Genomic DNA, 23,148 nt, shown 5'->3' with positions numbered 1-23,148 from the left:
CGCCGGTCCTGGAAAAGAAGGAGTGAAATTATGGGAGTGACGCTCAGCAAAGGGCAGAAGGTCGATCTGACCAAGAACCGCCCCGGGCTTCAAAATGTTGTTGTTGGATTAGGCTGGGATATCAGCCGTCAGGGATCCAACTATGATCTGGACGCATCTGCTTTCTTATTAGGCGCATCAGGAAAAGTACATAGTGACCTCGATTTCGTATTCTATAATAACCCTAACGGCGGGAATGGCTCTATCCTGTACAGCGGCGATAACCGCACAGGCGCGGGCAATCAAGATGATGAACAAATCAGAATTGACCTGCGGAGGGTGCCGGACTCGATCCACCGGATTGCCTTTACAATTACCATCCACGATGCTCAGGCAAAACAGCAGAACTTCGGCCATATTGAAAATGCGTATGTACGGATTTTTAATGAACAAAATAATGAAGAGCTTATCCGCTTTAACCTTGGCAGGGATTTTACCGTTGAAACGGCCATCGTCGCAGCAGAGCTATACAGGCATAATGGCGAATGGAAATTTAATGCCATCGCCAGCGGCTTTCAGGGCGGCCTGGCTGCCCTCTGCCGTAATTTCGGCGTGACGGTGGATGATGAACCGGCTCCCCAGCCTTCACATGGCAATCAGCCTTTCGGGCAGAACCAGACTTACCAGCAGAGCTTTTCACAGCAGGCTCCTGCAGGGCAAAATTACCAGCAGGGCTATAACACAGGCAGCTCCCAGCAGAACTATAGCTCAGGAAGCTATCAGCAGACACAGCCGCAAGCTTCCTATTCGTCCCCTTCCTATGGACAGCCTTCCTACTCTTCCTCACAGGGATATGGGGGAGAAGAAATTGTATGCCCACGCTGCCATTCCACAAATGTACGCACCGGCGAAAAGGGCTTCGGCCTCGGTAAAGCGGCAATTGGCGGCCTGATCCTCGGGCCTGTCGGATTATTGGGCGGCTTCATTGGAAAAAAACAGCTGAAGTTTACCTGTAACAGCTGCGGCAATGCCTGGTCTCCATCCCAGACCGATTACGCCGAATGGGCCAACCAGCAAAAAAGAAAAGCCCAGGACCTCTTTAACCGATTCAAGAGCCAGGACGTCCTTGAGGCCATTGTAGCAGCATGTGCACTTGTAGCTATGGCTGATGGAAGGCTGGATCCGGCAGAACGCCAGAAAATGGTTGAATTCGTCAACCAGAGTGATGAACTTCGGGTATTTGATACGCAGAAGGTCATTCAGCAGTTTAACCTGTACGTCCAGAAGATTGAACGCGATCCTTCGATCGGCAGGGCAGAGGCATTCAGAGCGCTTGGCAGGATACGGACGAAACCGGAAATCGCCAGGCTGGTGGCCCGCTATTGTATCGCAATCGGCTTTGCAGACGGACATTTTGATCCGAATGAGCAGCAGGCAGTCAGTGACATCTGCCGGGAGCTCGGGCTCAATCCGGCAGAGTTCCTTTCTTAATCTCACAGCCTGGCCAACCGGCCAGGCTGCTTCTTTTCTGCAATTCCCCATAGGTCATCACTCCCCTCTACAACGGAGAGTGGCTAAAGTAAGAATATTAACAATAAACAAACTCTTTATTTTTCCCCTGATTTAGTGCTAATCTTACTAAGGGCAAATTTTACGAAAGTAAAAGACGCAAAGCCACGGGCCTAAAACAAGTTATTTGTCATGGCAGCCGGGCCGCCAAGAATATCATTCTTGTAAACTTTTATAAATCATACACCCTTTCTAATTTGCCTAATCCATTTATTAAAGAGAGGGATATCAATGTTTTACCCGACATTTTTATGCAAAGAGACTAATCAGAGGCATCTGGTCAAAGACTCGAATTTCTGTGAATGCGGCTATAAGTACAAAGGCTTTACCACATTCATCAAAAAAGATTTCAAAAAAATCCAATTTAAGCAGAGTGATGATATCGATTGCCCTGTCTGCAAAAGCTCAGTGCTGAAAGAAGAGAAAGCAGTCTGCTATTCATGAGCAGCTGCTTTTTTCTTTTCCCCTTCCCAAATCTTTATTTCCTTCATAATGCGCCAAATCAGGTTTAGGAGTTCCAAAAAAGTGGCAAAAAGAAAGTAACTAACTCATTTACTTTAATTAGGTGCTACTCTTCAAATACGAAGCAAAGGGGAATCTTCATGGCGGAAAATCCAGCACAATCCAAATTGGCATTAAATTCTTCGATCTCCTTAAAAGGGATTGTGAAAGCTGTATTCACTGACACAGTCCACGTCCAGATCGGCGGGAAAATTATCGCAATCCCGCTGGAGAAATAAAAGAACACCTTCATGGAAAGCCAACGAAAGCCGCTTTTTATTAAACGGCTTTTTTTGTGCGAGCGGACAGTAAAACCGGCAGGCATTGCGCCCGCCGGTTCTGTTTATGCATAGATTTTATTTTCTTCGTTTTGGAAGAAGCTCTTCATCGCATGGAAAACATCAGCTTTCTGCTTGAGGATATAGTATCGGAAGTGTTCATTTTTTATATTCTTATAAGCGGACATGAGGGTCGAGTGGCGGTTGTACTGATTGACTTCACCGTACCCGAACATGCTCGATACCGCGATCAGCTCTTCAACAAGCTTCACACAGCGGGCATTATCAGAGGTAAGATTGTCGCCGTCGGAAAAGTGGAAAGGATAGATATTGAATCTTCTTGGATTATATTTTTCATTGATCAGTTCCAGAGCTTTGCGGTAGGCTGATGAACAAATGGTTCCCCCGCTTTCCCCTTTTGAAAAGAAATCTTCCTCTGATACGACCTTCGCTTCTGTATGGTGGGCAATGAACTCTATTTCCACCGTCTCATACTTTGTCCGTAAAAACCGGGTCATCCAAAAGAAAAAGCTTCTGGCCATATATTTCTCCCATAATCCCATCGATCCGCTCGTATCCATCATTGCGAGCACGACTGCCTTTGAATCCGGCTTTACAATTTCGTTCCATGTCTTAAACTTCAGATCCTCCTGATAGATCGGATAGAATGCCGGCTTGCCTGTCATCGCATTCCGTTTAAAGGCGGTCATCATTGTCCGCTTTTTATCAATATTGCCCATTAATCCTGTTTTGCGGATATCATTGAATTCAATATTCTCAACCAGATGCTCTTCCTGTTCCTTCCTCTTCAGGTTTGGCAGCTCCAGCTGCTTGAACAGTGCTTCCTCAAGCTCCATCATGGACACTTCAGCTTCAAAATAATCCTCACCCGGCTGGTCGCCTGCACCCTGGCCTTTCCCGGGGCCTTTCTGGCCGCTGGAGCCGTCTCTGGCGACCACATCGCCTACCTGGCTGTCTCCGTCTCCCTGGCCTACATGTTTGTTTTTATCATAGTTATAACGAATTTTATATTCGTCAAGAGAGCGAATCGGAATTTTCACGACTTCACGGCCATTGGACATAATGATGCTTTCTTCTGTTATCAGATCTGGTAGATTGTTCCGGATCGCATCCTGTACCTTTTCCTGGTGGCGCTGCTGATCATCGTGGCCTTTGCGATGGAGGGACCAATCTTCTTCGGAAATCACAAACTGGCGGTTGTTGATGTCGGTCATTATAACCCCTCCTTGAAAAAATTTCATGGATTCATTGCACACATTTGCCTTTAGCAACATACAATATCCCGAGTGTCAAAAGGAACGTGAAATATTAATTACTCTATACTATGCGAGACATCGAAATAATTCACAAATAATTTTGACAATAAGACAAATGCCTATGCTGTCGGACAAGCCTTTTTTAGAGCCTCTCATCCTTCCAGAAATTCATTGAAAAGTGGGCATTGGGGTTATAAGCCTGGCATTCATATCCTTGTGAGTATAGGTAATCGATGATCTGCGGCAGCATGGAAACCGTCCCGCTGTTCACATGCATCAGGATGACTGGGGGCTTCCCGCCTGCAGCCGCCGGCTGAAGCCCTTTTTTCACATTTTCAAAGATAGTCTTCGGACTGCTCCTTGCATATTTCCAGTCTAATGTATCAACATTCCAGTCCCACATTTTATATCCCTTCTGCACAAGGGCGTCCCTGAACGGCCCTGTCATATAAGGCTTGCTTCCATAAGGCATTCTCACCAGCCTGGAGTCAATGCCTGTCAGGCTCAATATTGTTTTCCTGGTCTTATCCATTTCCAGGGCGGGATTTTGCGGGTTTCCGGCATAAAGCTTGTTTTTATCATGGGTAACACTGTGCAGGGCCGGATAATGCCCTTCCTCCACCAGCCGCTTAACAGAAGCCGGGTTGGCTCTTGCCTGCGGCTCAATCATAAAGAATGTCGCTTTTGCCTTCTTATTCTTCAAAATATCAAGGATGGATTCCATTCCCTTCGCAGGTCCATCATCAAAGGTTAAGTACACCGCCTTTTTTTTCACATAAAAATCTTTTAGAGCCGCTCTATTGGCGCTCATGAATTGTTCGTTTGCCATTTTCGCTCCTTTGTTCACCAGACGGACGACAGGGCCGGCTGAGAGGTATTCAACTCTATAGCCAAAAAACTCGCCGGCTGACCGGATCGGTATGAATAGGCTGTTTTCCCGGACCACCGCTTTCCATTCGGCCGTTTTTCCCATGGACGTTGAGGCCTGCTGTTGTTTTACTGAATAGCGGATCCATGATTTGCCCTTTTTGATCGTATAGCTATCAGGATTTTCTATAGAGATGCTGGCTCCAATGGCTGCTGCCAAATCTTTAATAGGCATATAGGCTGTATGCTCCAGCACAAACGGAGGGTTCTGCTTCAAATTCAAAACAGAGTCATTCACGCCGACTGCACATATATACTCATTCCTTTGTGCGGCAGAAGCCTGTCCTTCCTGCAGTACAAACAGCACAATCGCTATTAAAATAGCAGCCACCCATTTTCTCATCCCTGCTTCTCCCCTGACTAATAGCTTTTTAATGCTATATCTATTAAGGGTCAGGTTGAAATAGAACCCCGGAAAAATGCGGTCAAAAAAACTCCTGCAGCTTCAGCGCAGGAGTCATTTTTCGTTATCTTTATACTGGATAGGGTCAGGCTGCTTTCCATCCTCTTCAAGCTCTTCCCCAGTCCTGAGATGCTCCATCTGCTTTCCTAGATTATGCATCTCTTCTACATTCTCAGCCATGGAGCTGTTTCTTGGCACAAAGTCCTTGTCCAGTTCCTTTTTCTTCATCTCAATCACCTCTATACACCCTTTTCCCCTGTCCGCCCAAATTAAAACTAACTCTTGCCTGGGAGAAAACAGCCAAAAGGCCGGCAAACCCTGCCAGCCTTTTCACATTTATCTGTTCAGCAAACTTCCAACATACCGCAGCAGCTCATTTGCAGAAGTAGAATTATAGCCGTGCTCATCAATGAGTCTTGCAACAACTTCATTCACCTTTTTCAGCTGCTGCTCGTCAGGGGTCTTGGAAGAGGTTGTAATCTTCACAACATCCTTCAGGTCTGCAAACAGCTTCTTCTGGATGGCTTCGCGGAGACGGTCATGCGAATTGTAGTCAAACCGCTTGCCTTTCCTTGCATAGGCAGAGATGCGGATCAGGATTTCCTCCCTGAATGCCTTTTTCGCATTTTCCGAGATGCCGATCTGCTCTTCAATCGACCTCATCAGCTTTTCATCCGGATTGATTTCCTCTCCTGTCAGAGGATCGCGGAGCTTCGCTTTATTGCAGTATGCCTCCACATTGTCCAGATAATTGTCCATGAGTGTTTTGGCGGATTCTTCATATGAGTAGACAAATGCTTTCTGGACTTCCTTCTTGGCAATATCATCATACTCTTTGCGGGCCAGTGAAATGAAGTTCAAATAGCGTTCCTTCAGCTCAGCGGTGATCGACGGATGCTGATCAAGCCCTTCTTTCAGGGATCTCAAAACATCCAGCGCATTGATTGAGGTAATCTCTTTTCGGATGATTGTGGATGAGATCCGGTTGATGACATAACGCGGATCAATTCCGCTCATTCCTTCATCAGGATATTCCTTTTGCAGCTCCTCCACGTCTGCGCGGTTGTAGCCTTCCACGCTTTCTCCGTCATAGAGCCTCATTTTCTTCACCAGGTCAATATCACCCTTTTTAGGTTCCTTCAGCCTCGTCAAGGTCGTAAACATCGCTGCCACCTTAAGCGTGTGCGGTGCAATATGGACATCAGAAACATCGCTCTCACTGATCATTTTTTCATAGATTTTTTCTTCTTCTGTCACCTTTAGATTATAAGGGACAGGCATGACAATGATCCGGGAATGAAGCGCCTCGTTTTTCTTATTGGAAATGAAGGAACGGTACTCTGTTTCATTTGTATGCGCCACAATCAGTTCATCCGCAGAAATGAGCGCAAACCGCCCTGCCTTGAAATTGCCTTCCTGTGTGAGAGAGAGCAGATGCCAGAGGAATTTCTCATCGCATTTCAGCATCTCCTGGAACTCCATCATCCCCCGGTTCGCCTTATTCAGCTCCCCGTCAAACCGGTAGGCCCGCGGGTCAGACTCTGAACCATATTCGGCAATCGTGGAGAAATCTATGCTGCCGGTAAGATCGGCAATATCCTGGGATTTCGGATCAGACGGGCTGAATGTTCCGATCCCGGTCCGTTTATCCTCTGAGAAAAAGATCCTCTCAACCACAACGTCTTCAATCCGTCCCCCATACTCCTGCTCAAGCCGCATCATATTCAGCGGAGACAGATTCCCTTCAATTCTGATTCCATACTCATCGAAAAAGTCCTTGCGCAGATGATGCGGAATCAAATGGAGCGGGTCTTCATGCATCGGGCAGCCTTTGATTGCAAATACTGCACCCCTGTCGGTCAGGGAATACGCTTCAAGCCCGCGTTTTAGCATCGTGACGAGCGTTGATTTCCCCCCGCTCACAGGACCCATCAGAAGCAGGATCCTTTTCCTGACATCAAGCCTTTTAGCAGAAGGATGGAAATATTCCTCCACAAGCCGTTCAAGCGATTCTTCAAGCCCGAACAGCTGATTGCTGAAAAATTTATAACGCTTTTTCCCTTTATCGTCTTCGACACCGGCATCCTTTATCATACTGTATACCCTGGAATGTGCTGACTGGGCTACCCATGGCTTCTCTTTGACAATGTCTAAATACTCCCTGAATGTCCCTTCCCATTTAAGCTTTTCCTCTTCGTGTCTGTACATCTCGATTTTTTTTAAAATATCCATAAGGACCTCCCCCTGTCGCATTATCAGAGACGATTAATATAATCTATGCGCTTGGGCAATTAAACATTCTATAACCCGGAAGAAAAGCAGAATTCCCCTCGCCTTCAGGGTCCCTCAAACTGCCAGCCGTGCCGCATTTCCCCGGATATTCTCCATAAAATATCCACAGTTTTTCATTCACACCATGCCGGAATTGGGCTATAATAAGATTACATAGGTATGCAAAAAGGAATCCCTACATAAAAAGGAGGCCAACATCATGGGCTTGATTTTGATCATCGGCGTAACTATCGCGTTCCTGTCAGCCATCTTCACTGCCGGCTACAACGACAAACCAGGGATGAATAAGTAAGAAGAACGGTACAAAAAAGGACCGGAATCTTGGGGATTCCGGTCCTTTTTTGTTTGTCAGGAGATTTTGTTGGGCCTGGTGGAGTGCGGTCATATTTTGGGCGAGGCTTTTCTTTTCTGGTTGTGTGTCATGCATTGATGAGGGCTCTTTCTATGCATGACTTGCCTTTTTAGTGCTGGGTCATGCAGCGATTGGAACTCTTTCCATACACGACTGCCCTTCCTGAGCACAACTTATGTATCCCGGAACGCTCCCCGAATACATGACTGCCCTTCCCGAGCACAGCTCATGTATCCCGGAACGCTCCCCGAATACATGACTGCCCTTCCCGAGCACAGCTCATGTATCCCGGAACGCTCCCCGAATACATGACTGCCCTTCCCGAGCACAGCTCATGTATCCCGGAACGCTCCCCGAATACATGACTGCCCTTCCTGAGCACACACATGTATCCCATAAGCCAATCCTGCAGCCACTCCCTGCAATCACTTCAAATCCAGCTTATTCTTATTCACAAAATCCTTCATATACATCCTCACCGGCTTTTCGAGCATAGCTGCCATCTGGCCGGTCCAGGTGTCTTTCCTCATGTTTTGCGTGCGTTCGGCATAATAAGCTGACACCGTTTGATTATAATCCTCGAGCTGCTGTTTATACTTTTCATGATCCTGCTGGTAGCCATTTTCGTGATAGACATGCTCTAAAGGAAGCCTTGGCTTTTTGTCGGGATCCTGGGCCGGATACCCTACGCTCAGGCCAAAGAGGGGGATGACCCTTTCTGGTGTACCCAGCACCTTGGCAGCTTCCTCAAGCTGATTGCGGATGCCGCCGATATAGCAGACGCCAAGGCCCATTGATTCTGCGGCGACTGTTGCATTCTGGGCCGCGAGTGCAGCGTCAATCATCGCAACCATGAATTTTTCCGTGCTTTCAAGGGACTCGCTTAAATCCTTCCCTTCCATTTCAGAAAGGACATGATGGCGGTTCAGGTCCGCACAGAAAACGAAGAAGTGCCCGTTATGCGCTACATAGGACTGGTTTCCCGCCAATTCAGACAGCTTCTGTTTCTTTTCTGGATCAGTTATGCCGATGATGGTGTATGCCTGAATGAAGCTTGAGCTGGAAGCGGCCTGGGCACAGGATACAATCGTTTCCACCTGTTCCCTCGTAAGCTCCCTTTCCTCAAATTTTCTGATTGACCGGTGGGCCAGTATTGTTTCTACCGTTTCGTTCATGGTATGTACCTCCTCAAGTGAATATCTTCATTTTAACCTAATCCAGGTACAATATCATAAATGACTGCTCGGCGCCTTCCCATCTTAAGCTGCAAAAAAAGAAGGCCACATCCCCCTGGATATGGCCTCGATCCTTTATGTTAAATGCCGGTAATCCTGCTGCCTCAGTGCTTCGTAAATAAGAATGGCAGCCGTGTTGGACAGATTCAATGACCGCACATTGCCAGTCATCGGAATGCGGAGGGCGCGGTCCTTGTTATTTTCCTTGACCTCTGCCGGAAGACCTGTCGTTTCTTTGCCGAAAATGAAATAATAATCTTTTTCCTTGTCGCTGTATTCAAAGCTTGTATACGGCTTCTGCCCGAATTTGGTTAAATAGAAGAATTCGCCGCCGGCATTTTTTTCATAAAACTCATCCAATGAATCATAATAAAGGATTGTTACATGCTGCCAATAGTCAAGCCCTGCCCGTTTGAGCATTTTGTCATCAGTGGAAAATCCAAGGGGCCTGATCAGGTGCAGGGTTGTATCTGTCGCTGCACAGGTACGGGCGATATTGCCCGTATTGGCCGGGATTTCCGGCTGGTATAGTACTACATGTATTGCCACGTCCATCACCTCATCAAGTGAAACTTTATCTGCGGAGTATATTATCCCCCATACTCAAAAAAACTCTACCAGCTATTATACCACTCTTTATCTCTCATACAACCAGGTCAGGATTCATCATCGATGCTGATGAACTTGTATTTAATATTTGGTGTATAGGCGGTTGAATCTTCGTATGCCCAGTTGCGCATCCGGCTGTTAAAGGTATGGGCGTTGACAAGCGGTGTCCCATCGCTCTGCTTGGCTGTCACGATTGTCGTATGGTCAAAGCGGCCATCGCCCTGGAAGTCATAGCAGATCACATCGCCCGGCTGCAATAGCTCTGCACTGCCTACCTCCTTTCCCTTCAGCCCTGTACGGGAGCCCGGCAGATACCAGCGCAGCGAGTTGGCGACCGTCCAGCTGTAGCTCCAATTATCGCTCCTCATCCACCAGCCCTTTGAACGGTTCGGATAGCCCCTCATAGGCGCTTCACCAGCATGGAGGCACTGCGAAATATAATTCGTGCAGTCAACCTCGAACTTCTTATAGGCAGGGTTATAGTCATTCCACCATCTTTCCGCATACTGGACAGCCTTCAGGCGGTCATATCTGAATCCCGCCCTTTCCCCATCAGCAGCAGGCTCCGCCGGAAGTGCTGCCGGCTCTTCCAAATGAAGGAACGGATTCTTTTCACCATCGCCGACCAGCACCCCTTTATAAAATTCAGCCTCACGCTGCTCGACTTCCTCCTCCAGATACAATCCGTCCTTATCCTTTATCAAATATTGAAAGTGGACATGATAATGGACAGTGCTGAGTTCATCTGCATCCTGTCCTGCTTTTTCAATAATCTTCCCTGAAGCTTTCGCTTTAACAATTTCCCCGGCTCTTCTTGAGAGAATATCCTTTTTCCTTTCAATTTTCGGGCAAGTGCGAAAGTCATTGCGGGAATGGGACACACACTGCTGAACCCTCTGCTCCAGCAGCTCCTGAAGCTGTTTTTTCATATATGCATTCCTCCCATCATTCATTCATATGAAAGAAAATGCCGAATCATTTCTTAAAATAGATCACAGCCTATATGCCGGAGGGTATCTATTTTCTTATATGAAAAAAAGAGAGGCTCCCCTCTCTTTAGCTGAACATATATAAGCTGTTTTCCATTTCCCTGCGCACTTCTTCGTCCGTCTCCTTTACAAGGGCAGCCTCGACCGCTTCCCTTGCCTTCAGCCCGCCGATCTTCCCGAGTGCCCAGGCAGCCGTTCCCTTTATAACCGGCCTTGGATCCGATACCATCACTTGGATCAGATCATCCACAGCTGATTCATCCTTGTAATGGGCCAGGGCAATGATGGCATTCCGCTGAATCGGCTTCTTGCCTCTCCATGACCCCGATACATGGCCGAACTTATCCTTAAACTCCCTGTTGCTCATATGAAGCAGAGGCTTTAACAGCGGTTTGGCAATTTCAGGATCCGGCTCCATTTCTTCATGGAAATGAAAATCCATGCCCTTATTTTTCGGGCAGACTGTCTGGCATGTATCACAGCCATAAAGCCTGTTGCCGATTTTCACCCTGAATTCTTCCTCAAGAAAGCCCTTTGTCTGTGTCAGGAAGGCGATGCAGCGCTTGGAATCCAGCTGGCCGCCGCCGACAAGCGCGCCTGTCGGGCAGACATCGACGCAAAGATTGCACGAACCGCACCCGTCTTCGATTGGTTCATCCGGCTCGAGTGGAAGATTTGTGATCATTTCTCCCAAATATACGTAAGAGCCGAATTCTGGCGTAATGAGGGAACAATTTTTGCCGCTCCACCCAATACCGGCCCTTTCAGCGACCGCCCGGTCCACAAGCTCGCCTGTATCGACCATTGATTTGAGCCTCGCCTCAGGCAGCCTTTCACGTATATATGCCTCAAGCTTCCCGAGCCGGTCCCGCAAAACAGTATGATAGTCCGTCCCCCAGGAGGCCCGGCAGAAAATGCCGCGCCGCTCACCCCTTTTGCTGACAACGCGGGTCTTCATCTTTGAAGGATAAGCAAGGGCAATGGAAATGATGGACATCGGCTCATCTAGCAATAGGGCCGGTTCTGTCCTTTTATCAATATCAGGCTCTTCAAAGCCTGATTGGTAATCAAGCTCCTGCTGTCTGATGAGCCTGCTCTTCATCTCCCCGAAAGTGCTGGCAGAGGCGAATCCGATCTTATCAATGCCGATCGTTTTGCTGTAATCGATGATATCCTGTTTAAGCTCTGAGTAGTTCATATCCTCCCGCTCCTTTCACCATTGTGTTTTGTATATAAAAAGGCAAATCGCCAAGATATTTATTCGCATCCTTTCTATGATAAACTATTTTAAAGGATTTTTGGAGGTGAAAGGTTTGGAAATCAGTATATCGTCTGATTTAAGGCAGAAGGTGCCGGGTTTCAAGGTCGGCATCATTCAGTATGAGAATATTGTCGTCGGAGATTCCCCGCAGATGCTGAAAGGGCGGCTGCAGCTGTTCCAGGAGTCAATTTTCTTTGAGCTCGAGCATAAGAATGTGACAGAATTCGAAGGAATCCAGGAATGGAGGCAGGTGTTCAAGCAGGCGGGAAAAGATCCGAACCGCTACCGCCACTCAGCAGAGGCCCTATTCAGGAGGATCAAGAAGCAGAATTACCTTTCCACCGTGAACAGTGCCGCGGATCTGAATAATTTTTTCTCGCTGGAATATCAGTCTCCTATCGGCATCTATGATAAAAGCAAGCTGGAAGGAAATGTCCGTTTTCGTCTGGGGCATGAAGGAGAAGAATATACGGGCTTGAACGGCAGGCCGAATTCACTTGAGAACCTCATTATCACCGAAGATCATAACGGTCCATTCGGCAGCCCGTTTGTCGACTCCAATCGTGCGCCTGTTACAGAGGAAACAACTGAAGCTGTACAGATCATCTATTTCAGGCCATCTCTTGAAAAAGACAGCTGTGCCAGATTGGCGGAATCCCTTATGGGGATGTTTTTGCAGGTTCATGGAGGAGAAGGGGAATTCTGTATTGTTGGATAAGAAAAAGCAGAGGCATTAACATGCATCTGCTTTTTTCTCATTTGGCATCCATCAGCTGGCAGTCATGTCCAGAATATGATGCCGCATCCTCCTCATTCCAGGACAATGCTTTTGCCTGTTTCACTGCTTTTATAGATGGCATCAATGATCTTCGATACACGCAGGGCCTCTTCCGGCTTAACAATAAGCTGTTCTTTTCCCAGACAGCTATTGAGAAAATTCCTTGCCTGCGGTATGCCGGGATCCTCCTCCCCGGGAAGCCACTCTGCCTCACTATTCAGGAGCATCCCATTTTTCAGCTGGTTCAGCTGGAATGGAAATACATCAATTCCTCCGGTAAGCCCGGAAATGCCAAGGCTTTCTTCATCATTTTTGATATTGGCCATCCAGGAAGTCTCGAACAGGAGGGAGGCGCCATTCGCAAAGCGGATATAGGCTGTCACATGGTCCTCGACTTCAATGGTTTGATGATCATAATCTCCCCAAAGATTCACCTGGTCTTCCATCCTGCTGAGTTGATTGTAGGCTGTGCCCGTTACCTCAACAGGTTCCGGGCTGCCGAGCAGCCATAAAGCAAGATCAAGGAAATGGCAGCCATAGTCAATCATGGCGCCTCCTCCCTGCAGCTCTTTATTGGTAAAAACGCCCCAGCCCGGAACCTTCCTTCTTCTCAGTGCCTTTGCCCGGGCAACGATCGGCTGGCCGATTTCGTTTTCCTCTATGACCTTTTTAGCAGCCCTTGCTTCTTTCATAAACCGATAATGATAGGCAATCGCCAGCTGTTTGCCTGATTTCTTAGAGGCCTTAATCATTTCTTCGCATTCTTCTGCAGTCATTGCCATGGGCTTTTCACAGAGAACATGCTTTCCTGCTTTCAATGCTGCCACAGAGATTTCGGCATGATATCGGTTGGGTGTGCAAATCACAACAGCGTCCACAATCTCCAGCATATCCTGATAATCCCCAAAGGCGTGAGGCACCCCGAATTTCTCTGCTGTAAGCCTGGCAGTCTCTTCATGGATATCACAGATTGCTTCAACAGAGGCCAGCTCTGATAATGTCAGCAGTGCGGGGATATGGCGGCTCTGCGCAATCCCGCCGGCTCCGATAATTCCAACACGCAGCTTTTCCATACAATCCCCCCTTAAGGCAATCTCACTATTTTCCCGGACTGGCCCGACTCCAGCGCAGCAAGGACAACCCTTAAGGATTTCAGTCCCTCTTCCCCGCTCACTGGAGGCTCTTTGTCTTCCGCAATACTGTCAATGAATGTACTGATAACATGGGACTGCGTCTGCTTTCCTTCTTCATTCGTCTGAATGCCGCCAAGCTCATATTTCAGTGTTTCTCCGTTCTTGTACTGGATGACGAGAGAATTGACAGGGTCGTCCTCAAGCCTGAGGATCGCATTCTCAGCATAGATGATAGTTGAATTATCTTCTTTTGATACGTAGGACCAGCTGGCTGCCAGGGTTCCGATCACACCGCTTTCCGTTTTTAAAATGCAGACAGCTGTATCGTCCACATCGCTGTTTTCCTTTGAGCTTGCTTCCACAAAAGCGCCGGCCTGTGTGATCTCCTCTCCCAGCAAATAGCGGATCAGGTCGGCTTTATGTACTCCAAGGTCTCCCATCGCCCCAATAAACGCCTCGCTTTTCCGGAAAAACCAGCTGTCCTTCCCATCCGCACTCCAGCCCTCTGGTCCGCCATGCCCAAAAGCGGTTCTGAAGCTGTATACCTTGCCCGCTTCCCCGCTCGCTATAAACGCACGGGCTTTCTGATGGGAAGGCACAAACCGCTGATTATGGCCGATCATAAGCTTTTTCCCATATTTCCTTGCCGCTTCTATCATGCTCTCCGCTTCCTCCACCGACACAGCCATCGGCTTTTCACAAAGAACATGCTTACCTGCCTTCAGGGCGGCTATGGAGATGGGGGCATGCAGATAATTCGGTGTGCACACGCTCACTGCATCGATTTCCGGATTTTCCAGCAGATCCTCATAGCTGGTATATGCTTCAGCATGATACAGGGCAGCCATATCCATCGCCCTTTCCTCCACAATATCACAGACAGCCATGATTTCAGCCCTGCCGTTCAGGTGATATTCCGGCAGATGCCTGTGCTTGGCGATGCTGCCGCACCCGATGACCCCAATCTTAATCTGTTCCATCCTTACCCCTCCCCGTTCTTCCCTTTTATATGCTCCAGCGGCTTAGCATTCCCATACTTCACCTCAGGCTGACGGGATCCTTCTGCCCACCTGACAGCATTAATGATGACCTTTTGAACATCTTTGTTAAAATAAGTCGGATAGGTTTCATGCCCAGGCCGGAAATAGAATACTTTTCCTTTCCCGCGCTGATAGGTGCAGCCGCTCCGGAACACTTCTCCGCCCTCGAACCAGCTGACCATCACGAGCTGGTCCGGAGCAGGGATATCAAAATGCTCACCGTACATTTCCTCCCGCTCCAATTCGATATACTCCCCCAGCCCTTCCGCAATCGGATGGCTCGGATCCACGACCCAGATCCGTTCCTTTTCGTCTGCTTCCCGCCATTTCAAATCACAGGAAGTTCCCATTAATGATTTAAATATTTTTGAAAAATGGCCTGAATGAAGGACGATCAGCCCCATGCCGTCCAGCACCCGCTGTTTCACCCTGTCAACAATTTCATCCGGGACCGCATCGTGGGCGATATGCCCCCACCAGATCAGTACATCTGTATCTTCCAGAACCTCCCGGGTTAATCCGCATTCATCGTCATCAAGCGTCGCTGTCCTTACTTCAAAGGACTCACCTTCCAAAAAGGAGGCAATCGCTCCGTGTATCCCATCAGGATAAACGGCCCTCACTTCCGCATTTTTTTGCTCATGCTGATTTTCATTCCATACCGTCACTTTTGCCATTGTTCTTCCTCCTATCTGCTGCCCGGCGGCAGATTCCGATATTCATTCGGTGTATAGCCGGTCAGCTTTTTAAAAACCTTGCTGAAATATTTTTCATTCTGGTATCCAACCTGATAGGCAATCTCGTAAATTTTCAAAGATGGGCTGCCAAGCAGCTCCTTTGCCTTTTCCATCCGGATATTGGTCAAATAATCTGTAATGGTTGCCTGGAAATCCTGTTTGAATTTCCTGGATATATACTCTCTGCTCAAATAAAAACGGTCAGCGATATCCTGCAGTGTGATATCAAGATGATAATTCTGCACCAGAAACTCTTCGATTTGCTTGATGTTATTGTTCTCTTTCTGGGCTGCTTTGCTTTCCCTGGGCTCTCTAAAGGCCTCCCCTGTCAAACGTGAAGCTGCAAGGTCATTGACTGCCCTTTCGAGCGTTTCATTCAGCAGTTCCGGATCAATCGGCTTTAAGATATAATCAAAGCTTTTATAATAGATGGCGTTCCTCATATACTCGTAGTCATCATAGCCGCTGACAACGATCGTTTTCCCCTGGCATTGGGAACCATGGATCCACTTCAAAAGGCTGATGCCGTCACACCTCGGCATATTCATATCGGTAAAAATAATATCAGGCTGCACTTCGCCGATCAGTCTGATAGCCTCTTCCCCGTCCTCTGCCTCAAAGATGGAGCTGATTCCATGCTTTTCCCATTCTGCAAGCATAAGAAGCCCTTCCCTGACATGCTTTTCATCATCGATGATGATTGCCTTCATCCACTTCGCCCCCCGGGTGCAGCGGAAGCTTCATGGAAACGATAAAGCCTTTGCCTCCACGATTTCCAAGCTGCAGGATTGCTTCTTCTCCGTAATAAAGCATCAGCCGTCCATACACATTCCTAAGCCCGATGCTCGTGCTGTCCCCTTTGGCCTCAAGCGGCCCGCCTTTAATACAGCGCCATATATCCCCCAGCCTGCCATCATCTGCGCCTCCGCCATTATCACTTATATCTATGCATAGAAATCCGCTGTCTTTATTACATTCGATATTCAGCTCGCCTGTCCCTTCACCCGGAGTAAATCCATGCTTAAAATAATTCTCAATGACCGGCTGCAGCAGCATTTTAGGAACTTTGACAGATGAGACCTCTTCACCTGCATCAATCCTGTAGATAAACTTTTCGCCAAACCGCTCTTTCTGCAGGAGCAGGAAGGCCTTTGTATAATTAATCTCTTTTATCAGCGGCACCCGGTCCTCCTCCATGTCCATCCCGTACCTCATGATTTTTGAAAGATGGGTAATCAGGGTATAAATCTGGGGAACTTTGTTTTTCAAGGCAACCGTTCCGATCGACTGGAGGGCATTGTACAGGAAATGCGGGTTGATCTGCGACTGGAGCACCTTCAGCTGATTGGTTTTATTCTCAATCTCCAGCTTATATTCCCTGTTGATGAGATGGTTTATTTTCTCGATCATCTCATTGAACCTCATTCCAAGGATGCCGATTTCATCCTTCCCGAATGAATCATATTCAACATTCATGTCCCCCCGCTCTACCTGGCTGATGCTCCTCAGCAGCACCCGGATCGGGGAGGTGATTCTAAAAGAAACGAATAAGGTGGCAAGGATAACCAGCGTTAACCCGATAATGCCGAAAAGGATGTTGATTTTCGCAACGCTAAAAGCGCTTTCATACAAAGTTGTATCCGGGACCCGCTTCACGAGGAACCAGCCGCCCGCACTTTCTTCCATCTGCTCGTAAATCATCATGCCGCTGAAATCATCTTTCTTCCATTCAAGTGTCCCCGCCTTATTTCCTGAACTCACAATGGCATCCACCCATTTTTCGGGCACCTGTCCGCTTGCAGCATCCTTGTCAGAGCTATAAATGAGAAGGCCATCCTGAGATACAATATAAAATTCCTCGCTTCCCGGAGTATAAAGATTCCTGCTGAGATTCACGATGTCATCCGGAGCGATCTCAAGAGTAATGTAGGCCAGCACATTGTCTGATGGAATATTTGTAAACGCACGATGCACTGCCATGATATTCCGGGAATTCGTCTGTTCCATCAGCGGTTCAATATACATATGCGAGGAGCTGTCCCTGGCTCTATTGAAGGCCTCTGCGCTTTTGGCGCTCCTTCCTTTCATGAAGACGACTGTAGACCTCCTGGAAGCGGAGATGACCCTGTCTTCGTCTGCAAAGGCTATTTGGACCCTGTTAATGGTATCCCCGGCATAAAGGATGGTTTGGACCACATTTTTCATGATCCCGATTGTTAAATAATTGTCCTCATCTTTAGAAGACCTCAGGAAATTTAAGAAGCCGGGATTATTGTACAGAGACAATGTCAATCCATTCAGCTCATTCATATAGCTCTCCAGGTTGATTTTGCCCTGATAGAGAAGCTTGCTGTTTTCCTCTACAGCCTGATTTTTCAAAAACTCCTTCGTATGGAAGTAGGTAATGATAATCGATGTGCCGAAAGGAATGATTGTGATCAGCAGCAGCAGGACGATCAGTTTATTGCGGATACTGTTCTTAATCATAAATAGTCCTCCCCAGGCCCTGATAATGTAAGTATATATGGGACAGGGTGAGACATGCTGAAGATTTTTTCATTTATGGAAAATAAAAAGCATGCCCTGTTGCAGACATGCTTTTTATCCTGGCAGTGATCTCTGCTTTACTTTAAGTTATCCCAGGTTTTCTGGAACCTCTCTAGCAGAGTATCATAATCAATTTTACCTGCAGCATATTCCTGGATGCTAGCGGCGAATTCCTTGTTCGCTCCATCCGGCCATCTGAACCATGTCCACGGAATTGTTTTCTCTTCTTTGGAGTACTCAAGGATTGACTGGCCAAGATCGCCAAGACCTGATGCCTCAATATTGTCAAAAGCAGGGATGAAAGCAAATTCCTCGGTTAAATAGCGTTTACCTGTATCAGAAGATACCATCCATTCCAGGAACAATTTAGCTTCATCCAGGTGCTCGGAATTCTTATTCAGAACCCAGTTATTCGGGACCCCAACAGGGAGGCGGTCAGCATTTTTGTCATCTGAGATCGGAATCGGCAAAAAGCCCATATTCATATCAGGATTAACCTCATAGATCATATTTTCAGTCCAGTTCCCCTGCTGCAGCATGGCAGTCTGGCCTGCGGCAAATTGGGTGACCTGCGTGTTATAGTCAGTGGTCAATGGATTATCATTTCCAAAATTGATTTCTGTATCAAGCACTTCTTTAAACTGCTTGAATTGCTCATTATCTGTAAACTTCTCTGTACCATCATAAAGTCCTTCAATAAAGGCAATAGGATCTTCCTGTTGGGCAAAAGGGATATTCAGCAAGTGCTGCCCGATGACCCACCATTCCCCATATCCGGCTGAGAAAGGTGTAGTGCCGCTGTCCTTCAGTTTCTCAGCAGCATCCTTGAGCTCTGTAATATTGGCCGGAGGCTCCTTAATGCCTGCTTTCTCAAACAAATCTTTATTATAGACAAATCCGTATCCTTCAAGGTTGACCGGCATGCCATAAAGCTTGCCGTCTGTATCTGTCATCGGCACTTTGCCGATCGGGAGAAGATGCTCAACCCATGGCTCATTGGATAGGTCGGCCAGATGCTCCTTCCACAGTTCCAGTTCTTTAAAGCCGCCATTGTTGAAAATATCCGGCTGTTCGCCAGAAGCAAATTTCGCTTTCAGCGCAGCACCGTAATCGGCACCGCCGCCAACAGTTTCCAGCTTTACTTTGATATTGGGATGCTCGGCTTCGAACTCAGTGATCATCTCCTGAAGCTGGTCGGCAATTTCAACTTTAAATTGGAACAGGTTGAGAGTAACCGTCTCTTCCCCGGTATCCTTTGTCCCCTCTTTATCATCAGTTCCAGAAGTGCTTCCTGACGAACAGCCGGCCAAAATCCCGAATGTGAAAAGCAGGGACAGGCAAATAAGCAATAAGCGTTTCATTGTCATTGACCTCCTTGAATTCTATTTATATATCATTTTAGCGGTACATTCTAGCCGCCGCTAAAATTTGATATCTATTTGATGGAGCCTGATGCTATGCCTTTAATAATATGCTTCTGCAGGAACAGGAAGAAGATGATGACCGGCGTAATGCCAAGTACAAGCGCTGCCAGGCCCATATCCCACTGTTTTGTATATTGGGCAAAGAAGGAGCTGGTGGCGAGCGGGATTGTTCTCAGCTCGGCATCCTGCAGCACCAGGAGCGGAAGAAGGAAATCGTTCCAGATCCATAAGGTATTAAGGATGACAACCGTCACTGTAATCGGCTTTAAAAGCGGGAAAACGATCCTCCAAAAAACCCCGAACTGGCTGCACCCATCAATCAGCGCCGACTCTTCTATCTCCCTTGGAACCGTTTTGACAAATCCATGGTAAAGGAACAGGGAAAGAGGAACGCCAAACCCGAAATACATCATAATCAGTCCGGGAATGCTGTTCGTCATATTCAGGGCGCCTCCGAGCTTCATAAGCGGGATCATAACCGTCTGAAAGGGAATGACCATTGCTGAGACAAAAAGGATAAACAGAATCTTGCTGAAGCGCCCGGGAGTCCTCACCATTTTCCATGCAGCCATTGAACTGATGATTACCAGGCCAATATTGCTGAGCACAGTAATGATCAGTGAATTCCAGAATGCCCTCGGAAAATTAATGATTTCCCAAACCTTCGAATAATTAGCAAATAACACTTCCTTTGGAAAAGCAGCTGCATCCAATAAGATTTCAGCAAAGCTTTTGACTGAATTAACCGCCACAAAATAGAAGGGGATCAGAAAAATCAGCCCAAGAATGATGCCGATTATCTCCAGCAGAAACGTCCTTCCTGTATACTTGCGATTCATCAGGCTTCAACCTCCTTCCTTTTCGTCATAATTACCTGAACCGATGTAAACACGGCGACAATCAGAAAGAAAAGAATCGATTTGGCCGTCCCGAGACCATAGCGGTTATTTTGGAAAGCCTCCTGATAAATGTTGATGGCTACAGACTGTGTTGAATTAAACGGTCCCCCATTTGTAAGAGAAAGATTTAAATCAAAGATCTTAAAGGCCATTGATATAGTCAAAAAGAAACAAATAGTGAAAGCCGGAATGATCAGCGGTATAATGATGCGGGTAAGAAGCGTCCAGTTTGAAGCCCCGTCAATCCTTGCCGCCTCAAGAAGGGAATGGTCCACTCCCTGCAGGGCTGCGATATAAATCACCATCATATAGCCGCTCACCTGCCATGCAAACACAATGACAATTCCCCAAAATGCTGTAGTCTCATCCCCCAGCCAGGCAAGCTTGAAAAACGCCAGGCCAGTCAAATTTCCGATGGAAGCAAACGCTTTGACAAAGATAAACTGCCAGATGAACCCAAGCAGCAGTCCTCCAATTACATTCGGTATAAAGAAGACGGTTCTGAGAATATTCCGTGTCTTCAAGGCCGCGTTAAGTAGCAGGGCAAGTCCAAATCCAATTAAATTGCTGATAACCACTGAGGCCAGCATGAACTTGGTTGTAAACAAGAAAGATTGGAAAAAGTTCGGATCATCCTTGAAAATTTTGATATAGTTTTGCAGCCCGACCCATTCGACAGCTGAGCTTACACCATTCCATGAGGTAAAGGAATAATATAAACCCATAAGGAATGGTATCACCTGAATAAGGACAAAGAATATAATGGCCGGTCCGGTAAAAGACGCATAAATTAATATACTTCGAAGACGTGCTTTTCTTTTGCTTGTTCTCTTTGTTACAGCGTCCGCCTTTATGGGAGCCAACTCTGTTTTTGCATCCAATTTTACTCTCACCGCCTTTTGTAATCGCTTTCTTTTATTATAGGAGGCTATCAAATAAAAAGGGGCAACATAATTGACCAAAAGAGGGGGAAAATTTTGACTTCTTCATAGAGAAGAAAGACTGGCTGACATCTTACCGTAACCCACGGGTCATGCCTTATCGGGATCAAGACAAAGAAAAAACGCAATGCTTCGTTTTCTGGAAACGAAACACTGCGTTGATGAAATTATGTATGGAGCGGGTGATGGGAATCGAACCCACGACATCAGCTTGGAAGGCTGAGGTTTTACCATTAAACTACACCCGCATCGAAAATTGCTGAAATTTGTCGATGCCTTTTCAAAAATAAAAACAGGAAACCCTGTATAAAAAGAAAATGATACCGGTGGCCGGGGTCGAACCGGCACTCCAGAAGGAACACGATTTTGAGTCGTGCGCGTCTGCCAATTCCGCCACACCGGCATATCATTTAATTTATCGTTCATTCTCCATTTCCTGTAATTGGAATGGAGGCGGCAACCGGAATCGAACCGGTGATAAAGGTTTTGCAGACCTCTGCCTTACCTCTTGGCTATGCCGCCAGAACGTTTGGAGCGGAAGACGGGATTCGAACCCGCGACCCCCACCTTGGCAAGGTGATGTTCTACCACTGAACTACTTCCGCAAATGGCTGGGCTAGCTGGATTCGAACCAACGCATGACGGAGTCAAAGTCCGTTGCCTTACCGCTTGGCTATAGCCCAATAATATGATATGCATAGAATGCAATATTGTGATTAAAAAATGGGGCGACTGATGGGAATCGAACCCACGAATGTCGGAACCACAATCCGATGCGTTAACCACTTCGCCACAATCGCCATAATAAAATTGGCAGGGGTAGTAGGAATCGAACCCACACTGGAGGTTTTGGAGACCTCTGTTCTACCTTTAAACTATACCCCTGTATGAATGGTGGAGGGGGACGGATTCGAACCGCCGAACCCTGAGGGAGCGGATTTACAGTCCGCCGCGTTTAGCCACTTCGCTACCCCTCCACGTTAAGGTGGTGCCGGCTAGAGGACTTGAACCCCCAACCTACTGATTACAAGTCAGTTGCTCTACCAATTGAGCTAAACCGGCTTACAAACAATGGTGGCTCAGGACGGAATCGAACCGCCGACACAAGGATTTTCAGTCCTTTGCTCTACCGACTGAGCTACTGAGCCATAATAAAATTTTCATCCAAAACCTTTTATACTTTAAGTCCTTTGTTCGTCAGTTCTTACGAACTTCCTCACAGATTGCCGCAGGAGCTGTTCAATGAAGGTAGCAATCTGCTCTACCGACTGAGCTACTGAGCCTAATTAAATTTAAATGGCGGTCCCGACGGGAATCGAACCCGCGATCTCCTGCGTGACAGGCAGGCATGTTAACCGCTACACCACGGGACCATTTTATAAATTTGGGTCTTGATTATGCCCGAGAAGCCTGCAGGACTGACTCTTCCTCTTCCAGATGACTCAAGGAAGCAAATCCGTTGAGGCAACTCGCAGCATATTCATTGCAGTGTCGCTCGTCGCTACACCACAGGACCAGATTGCGGGGGCAGGATTTGAACCTGCGACCTTCGGGTTATGAGCCCGACGAGCTACCGGACTGCTCCACCCCGCGACAATAAAAAGTTATAATGGTGGAGGATGACGGGATCGAACCGCCGACCCTCTGCTTGTAAGGCAGATGCTCTCCCAGCTGAGCTAATCCTCCGAAATGGTGACCCCTACGGGATTCGAACCCGTGTTACCGCCGTGAAAGGGCGGTGTCTTAACCGCTTGACCAAGGGGCCATTATATAATTTAAATGGCGGAGAGCAAGGGATTTGAACCCTTGAGACAGCTATAAACCGCCTACACGATTTCCAATCGTGCTCCTTCGGCCACTCGGACAGCTCTCCATAATTGGCTCCGCAGGTAGGATTCGAACCTACGACCGTTCGGTTAACAGCCGAATGCTCTACCACTGAGCTACTGCGGAATGATAGTATATTAGAATACTTTC

20 protein-coding genes, 16 tRNA genes and 1 riboswitch are annotated in these 23,148 nt (G+C 47.3%); of the genes, 4 read left to right on the top strand and 32 right to left on the bottom strand.

The window, feature by feature from the left end:
• The first annotated feature begins 30 nt into the window (after positions 1–30).
• The 3 genes from Q9R36_RS21325 to Q9R36_RS21315 all read left to right on the top strand — a co-directional run bounded on the left by Q9R36_RS21325 (position 31) and on the right by Q9R36_RS21315 (position 2,288).
• A complete protein-coding gene (locus Q9R36_RS21325) occupies positions 31–1,470 on the top strand; it encodes a TerD family protein (protein ID WP_311225853.1) in 1,440 nt (479 codons plus the stop codon).
• Positions 1,471–1,612: 142 nt separating this feature from the next.
• Positions 1,613–1,700, top strand: a riboswitch (cyclic di-GMP riboswitch).
• Between the two features lie 79 nt (positions 1,701–1,779).
• Positions 1,780–1,992, top strand: a complete 213-nt coding sequence (locus tag Q9R36_RS21320; protein ID WP_094768381.1) for a hypothetical protein — start codon at positions 1,780–1,782, stop codon at positions 1,990–1,992.
• A 158-nt stretch (positions 1,993–2,150) separates the two neighbouring features.
• Entirely contained in the window at positions 2,151–2,288 is a 138-nt protein-coding gene (locus tag Q9R36_RS21315; protein WP_022543523.1) for a hypothetical protein, read from the top strand.
• 104 nt (positions 2,289–2,392) lie between these two features.
• Here the strand turns inward: Q9R36_RS21315 and yhbH are convergent, their stop codons facing one another.
• The 8 genes from yhbH to queG form a co-directional block, all read right to left on the bottom strand.
• The gene (gene yhbH / locus Q9R36_RS21310) at positions 2,393–3,562 is read right to left on the bottom strand and encodes a sporulation protein YhbH (RefSeq protein WP_009795010.1); all 1,170 of its coding nucleotides are present in this window, start codon (positions 3,560–3,562) and stop codon (positions 2,393–2,395) included.
• Positions 3,563–3,746: 184 nt separating this feature from the next.
• Positions 3,747–4,874, bottom strand: coding sequence for a polysaccharide deacetylase family protein (locus tag Q9R36_RS21305; RefSeq protein WP_101551108.1), 1,128 nt, complete (start codon positions 4,872–4,874; stop codon positions 3,747–3,749).
• Positions 4,875–4,988: 114 nt separating this feature from the next.
• Entirely contained in the window at positions 4,989–5,162 is a 174-nt protein-coding gene (locus Q9R36_RS21300) for a hypothetical protein (protein WP_009795008.1), read from the bottom strand.
• Between the two features lie 108 nt (positions 5,163–5,270).
• Entirely contained in the window at positions 5,271–7,166 is a 1,896-nt protein-coding gene (locus Q9R36_RS21295; protein ID WP_009795007.1) for a PrkA family serine protein kinase, read from the bottom strand.
• Between the two features lie 837 nt (positions 7,167–8,003).
• A complete protein-coding gene (gene nfsA, locus Q9R36_RS21290) occupies positions 8,004–8,753 on the bottom strand; it encodes an oxygen-insensitive NADPH nitroreductase (protein ID WP_094770014.1) in 750 nt (249 codons plus the stop codon).
• 135 nt (positions 8,754–8,888) lie between these two features.
• Entirely contained in the window at positions 8,889–9,362 is a 474-nt protein-coding gene (trmL, locus tag Q9R36_RS21285) for a tRNA (uridine(34)/cytosine(34)/5-carboxymethylaminomethyluridine(34)-2'-O)-methyltransferase TrmL (protein WP_022543522.1), read from the bottom strand.
• Positions 9,363–9,469: 107 nt separating this feature from the next.
• Entirely contained in the window at positions 9,470–10,351 is an 882-nt protein-coding gene (locus Q9R36_RS21280) for an amidase domain-containing protein (protein WP_022543521.1), read from the bottom strand.
• A gap of 127 nt (positions 10,352–10,478) precedes the next feature.
• Positions 10,479–11,609, bottom strand: a complete 1,131-nt coding sequence (queG, locus tag Q9R36_RS21275) for a tRNA epoxyqueuosine(34) reductase QueG (RefSeq protein WP_311225852.1) — start codon at positions 11,607–11,609, stop codon at positions 10,479–10,481.
• 115 nt (positions 11,610–11,724) lie between these two features.
• On the opposite strand from queG, the gene Q9R36_RS21270 reads away from it, so the two are divergent.
• Positions 11,725–12,390: a B3/B4 domain-containing protein gene (locus Q9R36_RS21270; RefSeq protein ID WP_311225851.1), complete on the top strand. Its 666-nt coding sequence runs from the start codon at positions 11,725–11,727 to the stop codon at positions 12,388–12,390.
• Positions 12,391–12,482: 92 nt separating this feature from the next.
• Here Q9R36_RS21270 and Q9R36_RS21265 read toward each other — a convergent pair whose 3' ends face one another.
• From Q9R36_RS21265 to Q9R36_RS21150, 24 genes are all read right to left on the bottom strand, one after another.
• On the bottom strand, positions 12,483–13,523 hold the full coding sequence (locus tag Q9R36_RS21265; RefSeq protein WP_094770016.1) for a Gfo/Idh/MocA family protein: 1,041 nt from the start codon (positions 13,521–13,523) through the stop codon (positions 12,483–12,485).
• Between the two features lie 11 nt (positions 13,524–13,534).
• Complete coding sequence (locus Q9R36_RS21260; RefSeq protein ID WP_009794999.1) at positions 13,535–14,563, bottom strand: Gfo/Idh/MocA family protein; 1,029 nt, start codon at positions 14,561–14,563, stop codon at positions 13,535–13,537.
• A gap of 2 nt (positions 14,564–14,565) precedes the next feature.
• On the bottom strand, positions 14,566–15,300 hold the full coding sequence (locus Q9R36_RS21255; protein WP_009794998.1) for a ThuA domain-containing protein: 735 nt from the start codon (positions 15,298–15,300) through the stop codon (positions 14,566–14,568).
• An 11-nt stretch (positions 15,301–15,311) separates the two neighbouring features.
• Positions 15,312–16,070, bottom strand: a complete 759-nt coding sequence (locus tag Q9R36_RS21250; RefSeq protein ID WP_009794997.1) for a response regulator transcription factor — start codon at positions 16,068–16,070, stop codon at positions 15,312–15,314.
• Complete coding sequence (locus tag Q9R36_RS21245; RefSeq protein WP_009794996.1) at positions 16,048–17,847, bottom strand: cache domain-containing sensor histidine kinase; 1,800 nt, start codon at positions 17,845–17,847, stop codon at positions 16,048–16,050. Before Q9R36_RS21245 ends, Q9R36_RS21250 begins: the two co-directional genes overlap by 23 nt.
• A 137-nt stretch (positions 17,848–17,984) precedes the next feature.
• Entirely contained in the window at positions 17,985–19,268 is a 1,284-nt protein-coding gene (locus Q9R36_RS21240) for an ABC transporter substrate-binding protein (RefSeq protein ID WP_022543519.1), read from the bottom strand.
• A gap of 74 nt (positions 19,269–19,342) precedes the next feature.
• Positions 19,343–20,170 carry a carbohydrate ABC transporter permease gene (locus tag Q9R36_RS21235; protein WP_009794994.1) on the bottom strand — a complete coding sequence of 276 codons (828 nt, stop codon included), beginning with the start codon at positions 20,168–20,170 and terminating at the stop codon, positions 19,343–19,345.
• Complete coding sequence (locus Q9R36_RS21230; protein WP_396137131.1) at positions 20,170–21,111, bottom strand: carbohydrate ABC transporter permease; 942 nt, start codon at positions 21,109–21,111, stop codon at positions 20,170–20,172. The genes Q9R36_RS21235 and Q9R36_RS21230 overlap by 1 nt, the downstream gene beginning before the upstream one ends.
• A gap of 234 nt (positions 21,112–21,345) precedes the next feature.
• Positions 21,346–21,419 (bottom strand) — tRNA-Gly (locus Q9R36_RS21225).
• Positions 21,420–21,492: 73 nt separating this feature from the next.
• Positions 21,493–21,574: transfer RNA gene (locus tag Q9R36_RS21220), tRNA-Leu, on the bottom strand.
• Positions 21,575–21,619: 45 nt separating this feature from the next.
• A tRNA-Cys gene (locus Q9R36_RS21215) sits at positions 21,620–21,693 on the bottom strand.
• An 8-nt stretch (positions 21,694–21,701) separates the two neighbouring features.
• Positions 21,702–21,776, bottom strand: a tRNA-Gly gene (locus Q9R36_RS21210).
• Between the two features lie 3 nt (positions 21,777–21,779).
• A tRNA-Gln gene (locus Q9R36_RS21205) sits at positions 21,780–21,854 on the bottom strand.
• Between the two features lie 41 nt (positions 21,855–21,895).
• A tRNA-His gene (locus Q9R36_RS21200) sits at positions 21,896–21,971 on the bottom strand.
• A gap of 11 nt (positions 21,972–21,982) precedes the next feature.
• Positions 21,983–22,056: transfer RNA gene (locus tag Q9R36_RS21195), tRNA-Trp, on the bottom strand.
• 7 nt (positions 22,057–22,063) lie between these two features.
• Positions 22,064–22,148 (bottom strand) — tRNA-Tyr (locus tag Q9R36_RS21190).
• A gap of 9 nt (positions 22,149–22,157) precedes the next feature.
• Positions 22,158–22,233: transfer RNA gene (locus tag Q9R36_RS21185), tRNA-Thr, on the bottom strand.
• Positions 22,234–22,243: 10 nt separating this feature from the next.
• Positions 22,244–22,319: transfer RNA gene (locus tag Q9R36_RS21180), tRNA-Phe, on the bottom strand.
• A gap of 149 nt (positions 22,320–22,468) precedes the next feature.
• Positions 22,469–22,544 (bottom strand) — tRNA-Asp (locus tag Q9R36_RS21175).
• Positions 22,545–22,690: 146 nt separating this feature from the next.
• Positions 22,691–22,764 (bottom strand) — tRNA-Met (locus tag Q9R36_RS21170).
• A gap of 17 nt (positions 22,765–22,781) precedes the next feature.
• Positions 22,782–22,857 (bottom strand) — tRNA-Val (locus Q9R36_RS21165).
• Positions 22,858–22,861: 4 nt separating this feature from the next.
• Positions 22,862–22,936 (bottom strand) — tRNA-Glu (locus tag Q9R36_RS21160).
• 15 nt (positions 22,937–22,951) lie between these two features.
• Positions 22,952–23,044 (bottom strand) — tRNA-Ser (locus tag Q9R36_RS21155).
• Positions 23,045–23,049: 5 nt separating this feature from the next.
• A tRNA-Asn gene (locus Q9R36_RS21150) sits at positions 23,050–23,124 on the bottom strand.
• Positions 23,125–23,148 lie beyond the last annotated feature (24 nt).

It is taken from the genome of Bacillus sp. AG4(2022) (genome assembly GCF_031844465.1).
Classification (GTDB): Bacteria; Bacillota; Bacilli; order Bacillales; family Cytobacillaceae; genus Bacillus_AB; species Bacillus_AB infantis.
The sequence above is the reverse complement of the archived record's forward strand: the minus strand, read 5'-3'. Positions and strand labels throughout refer to the sequence as shown.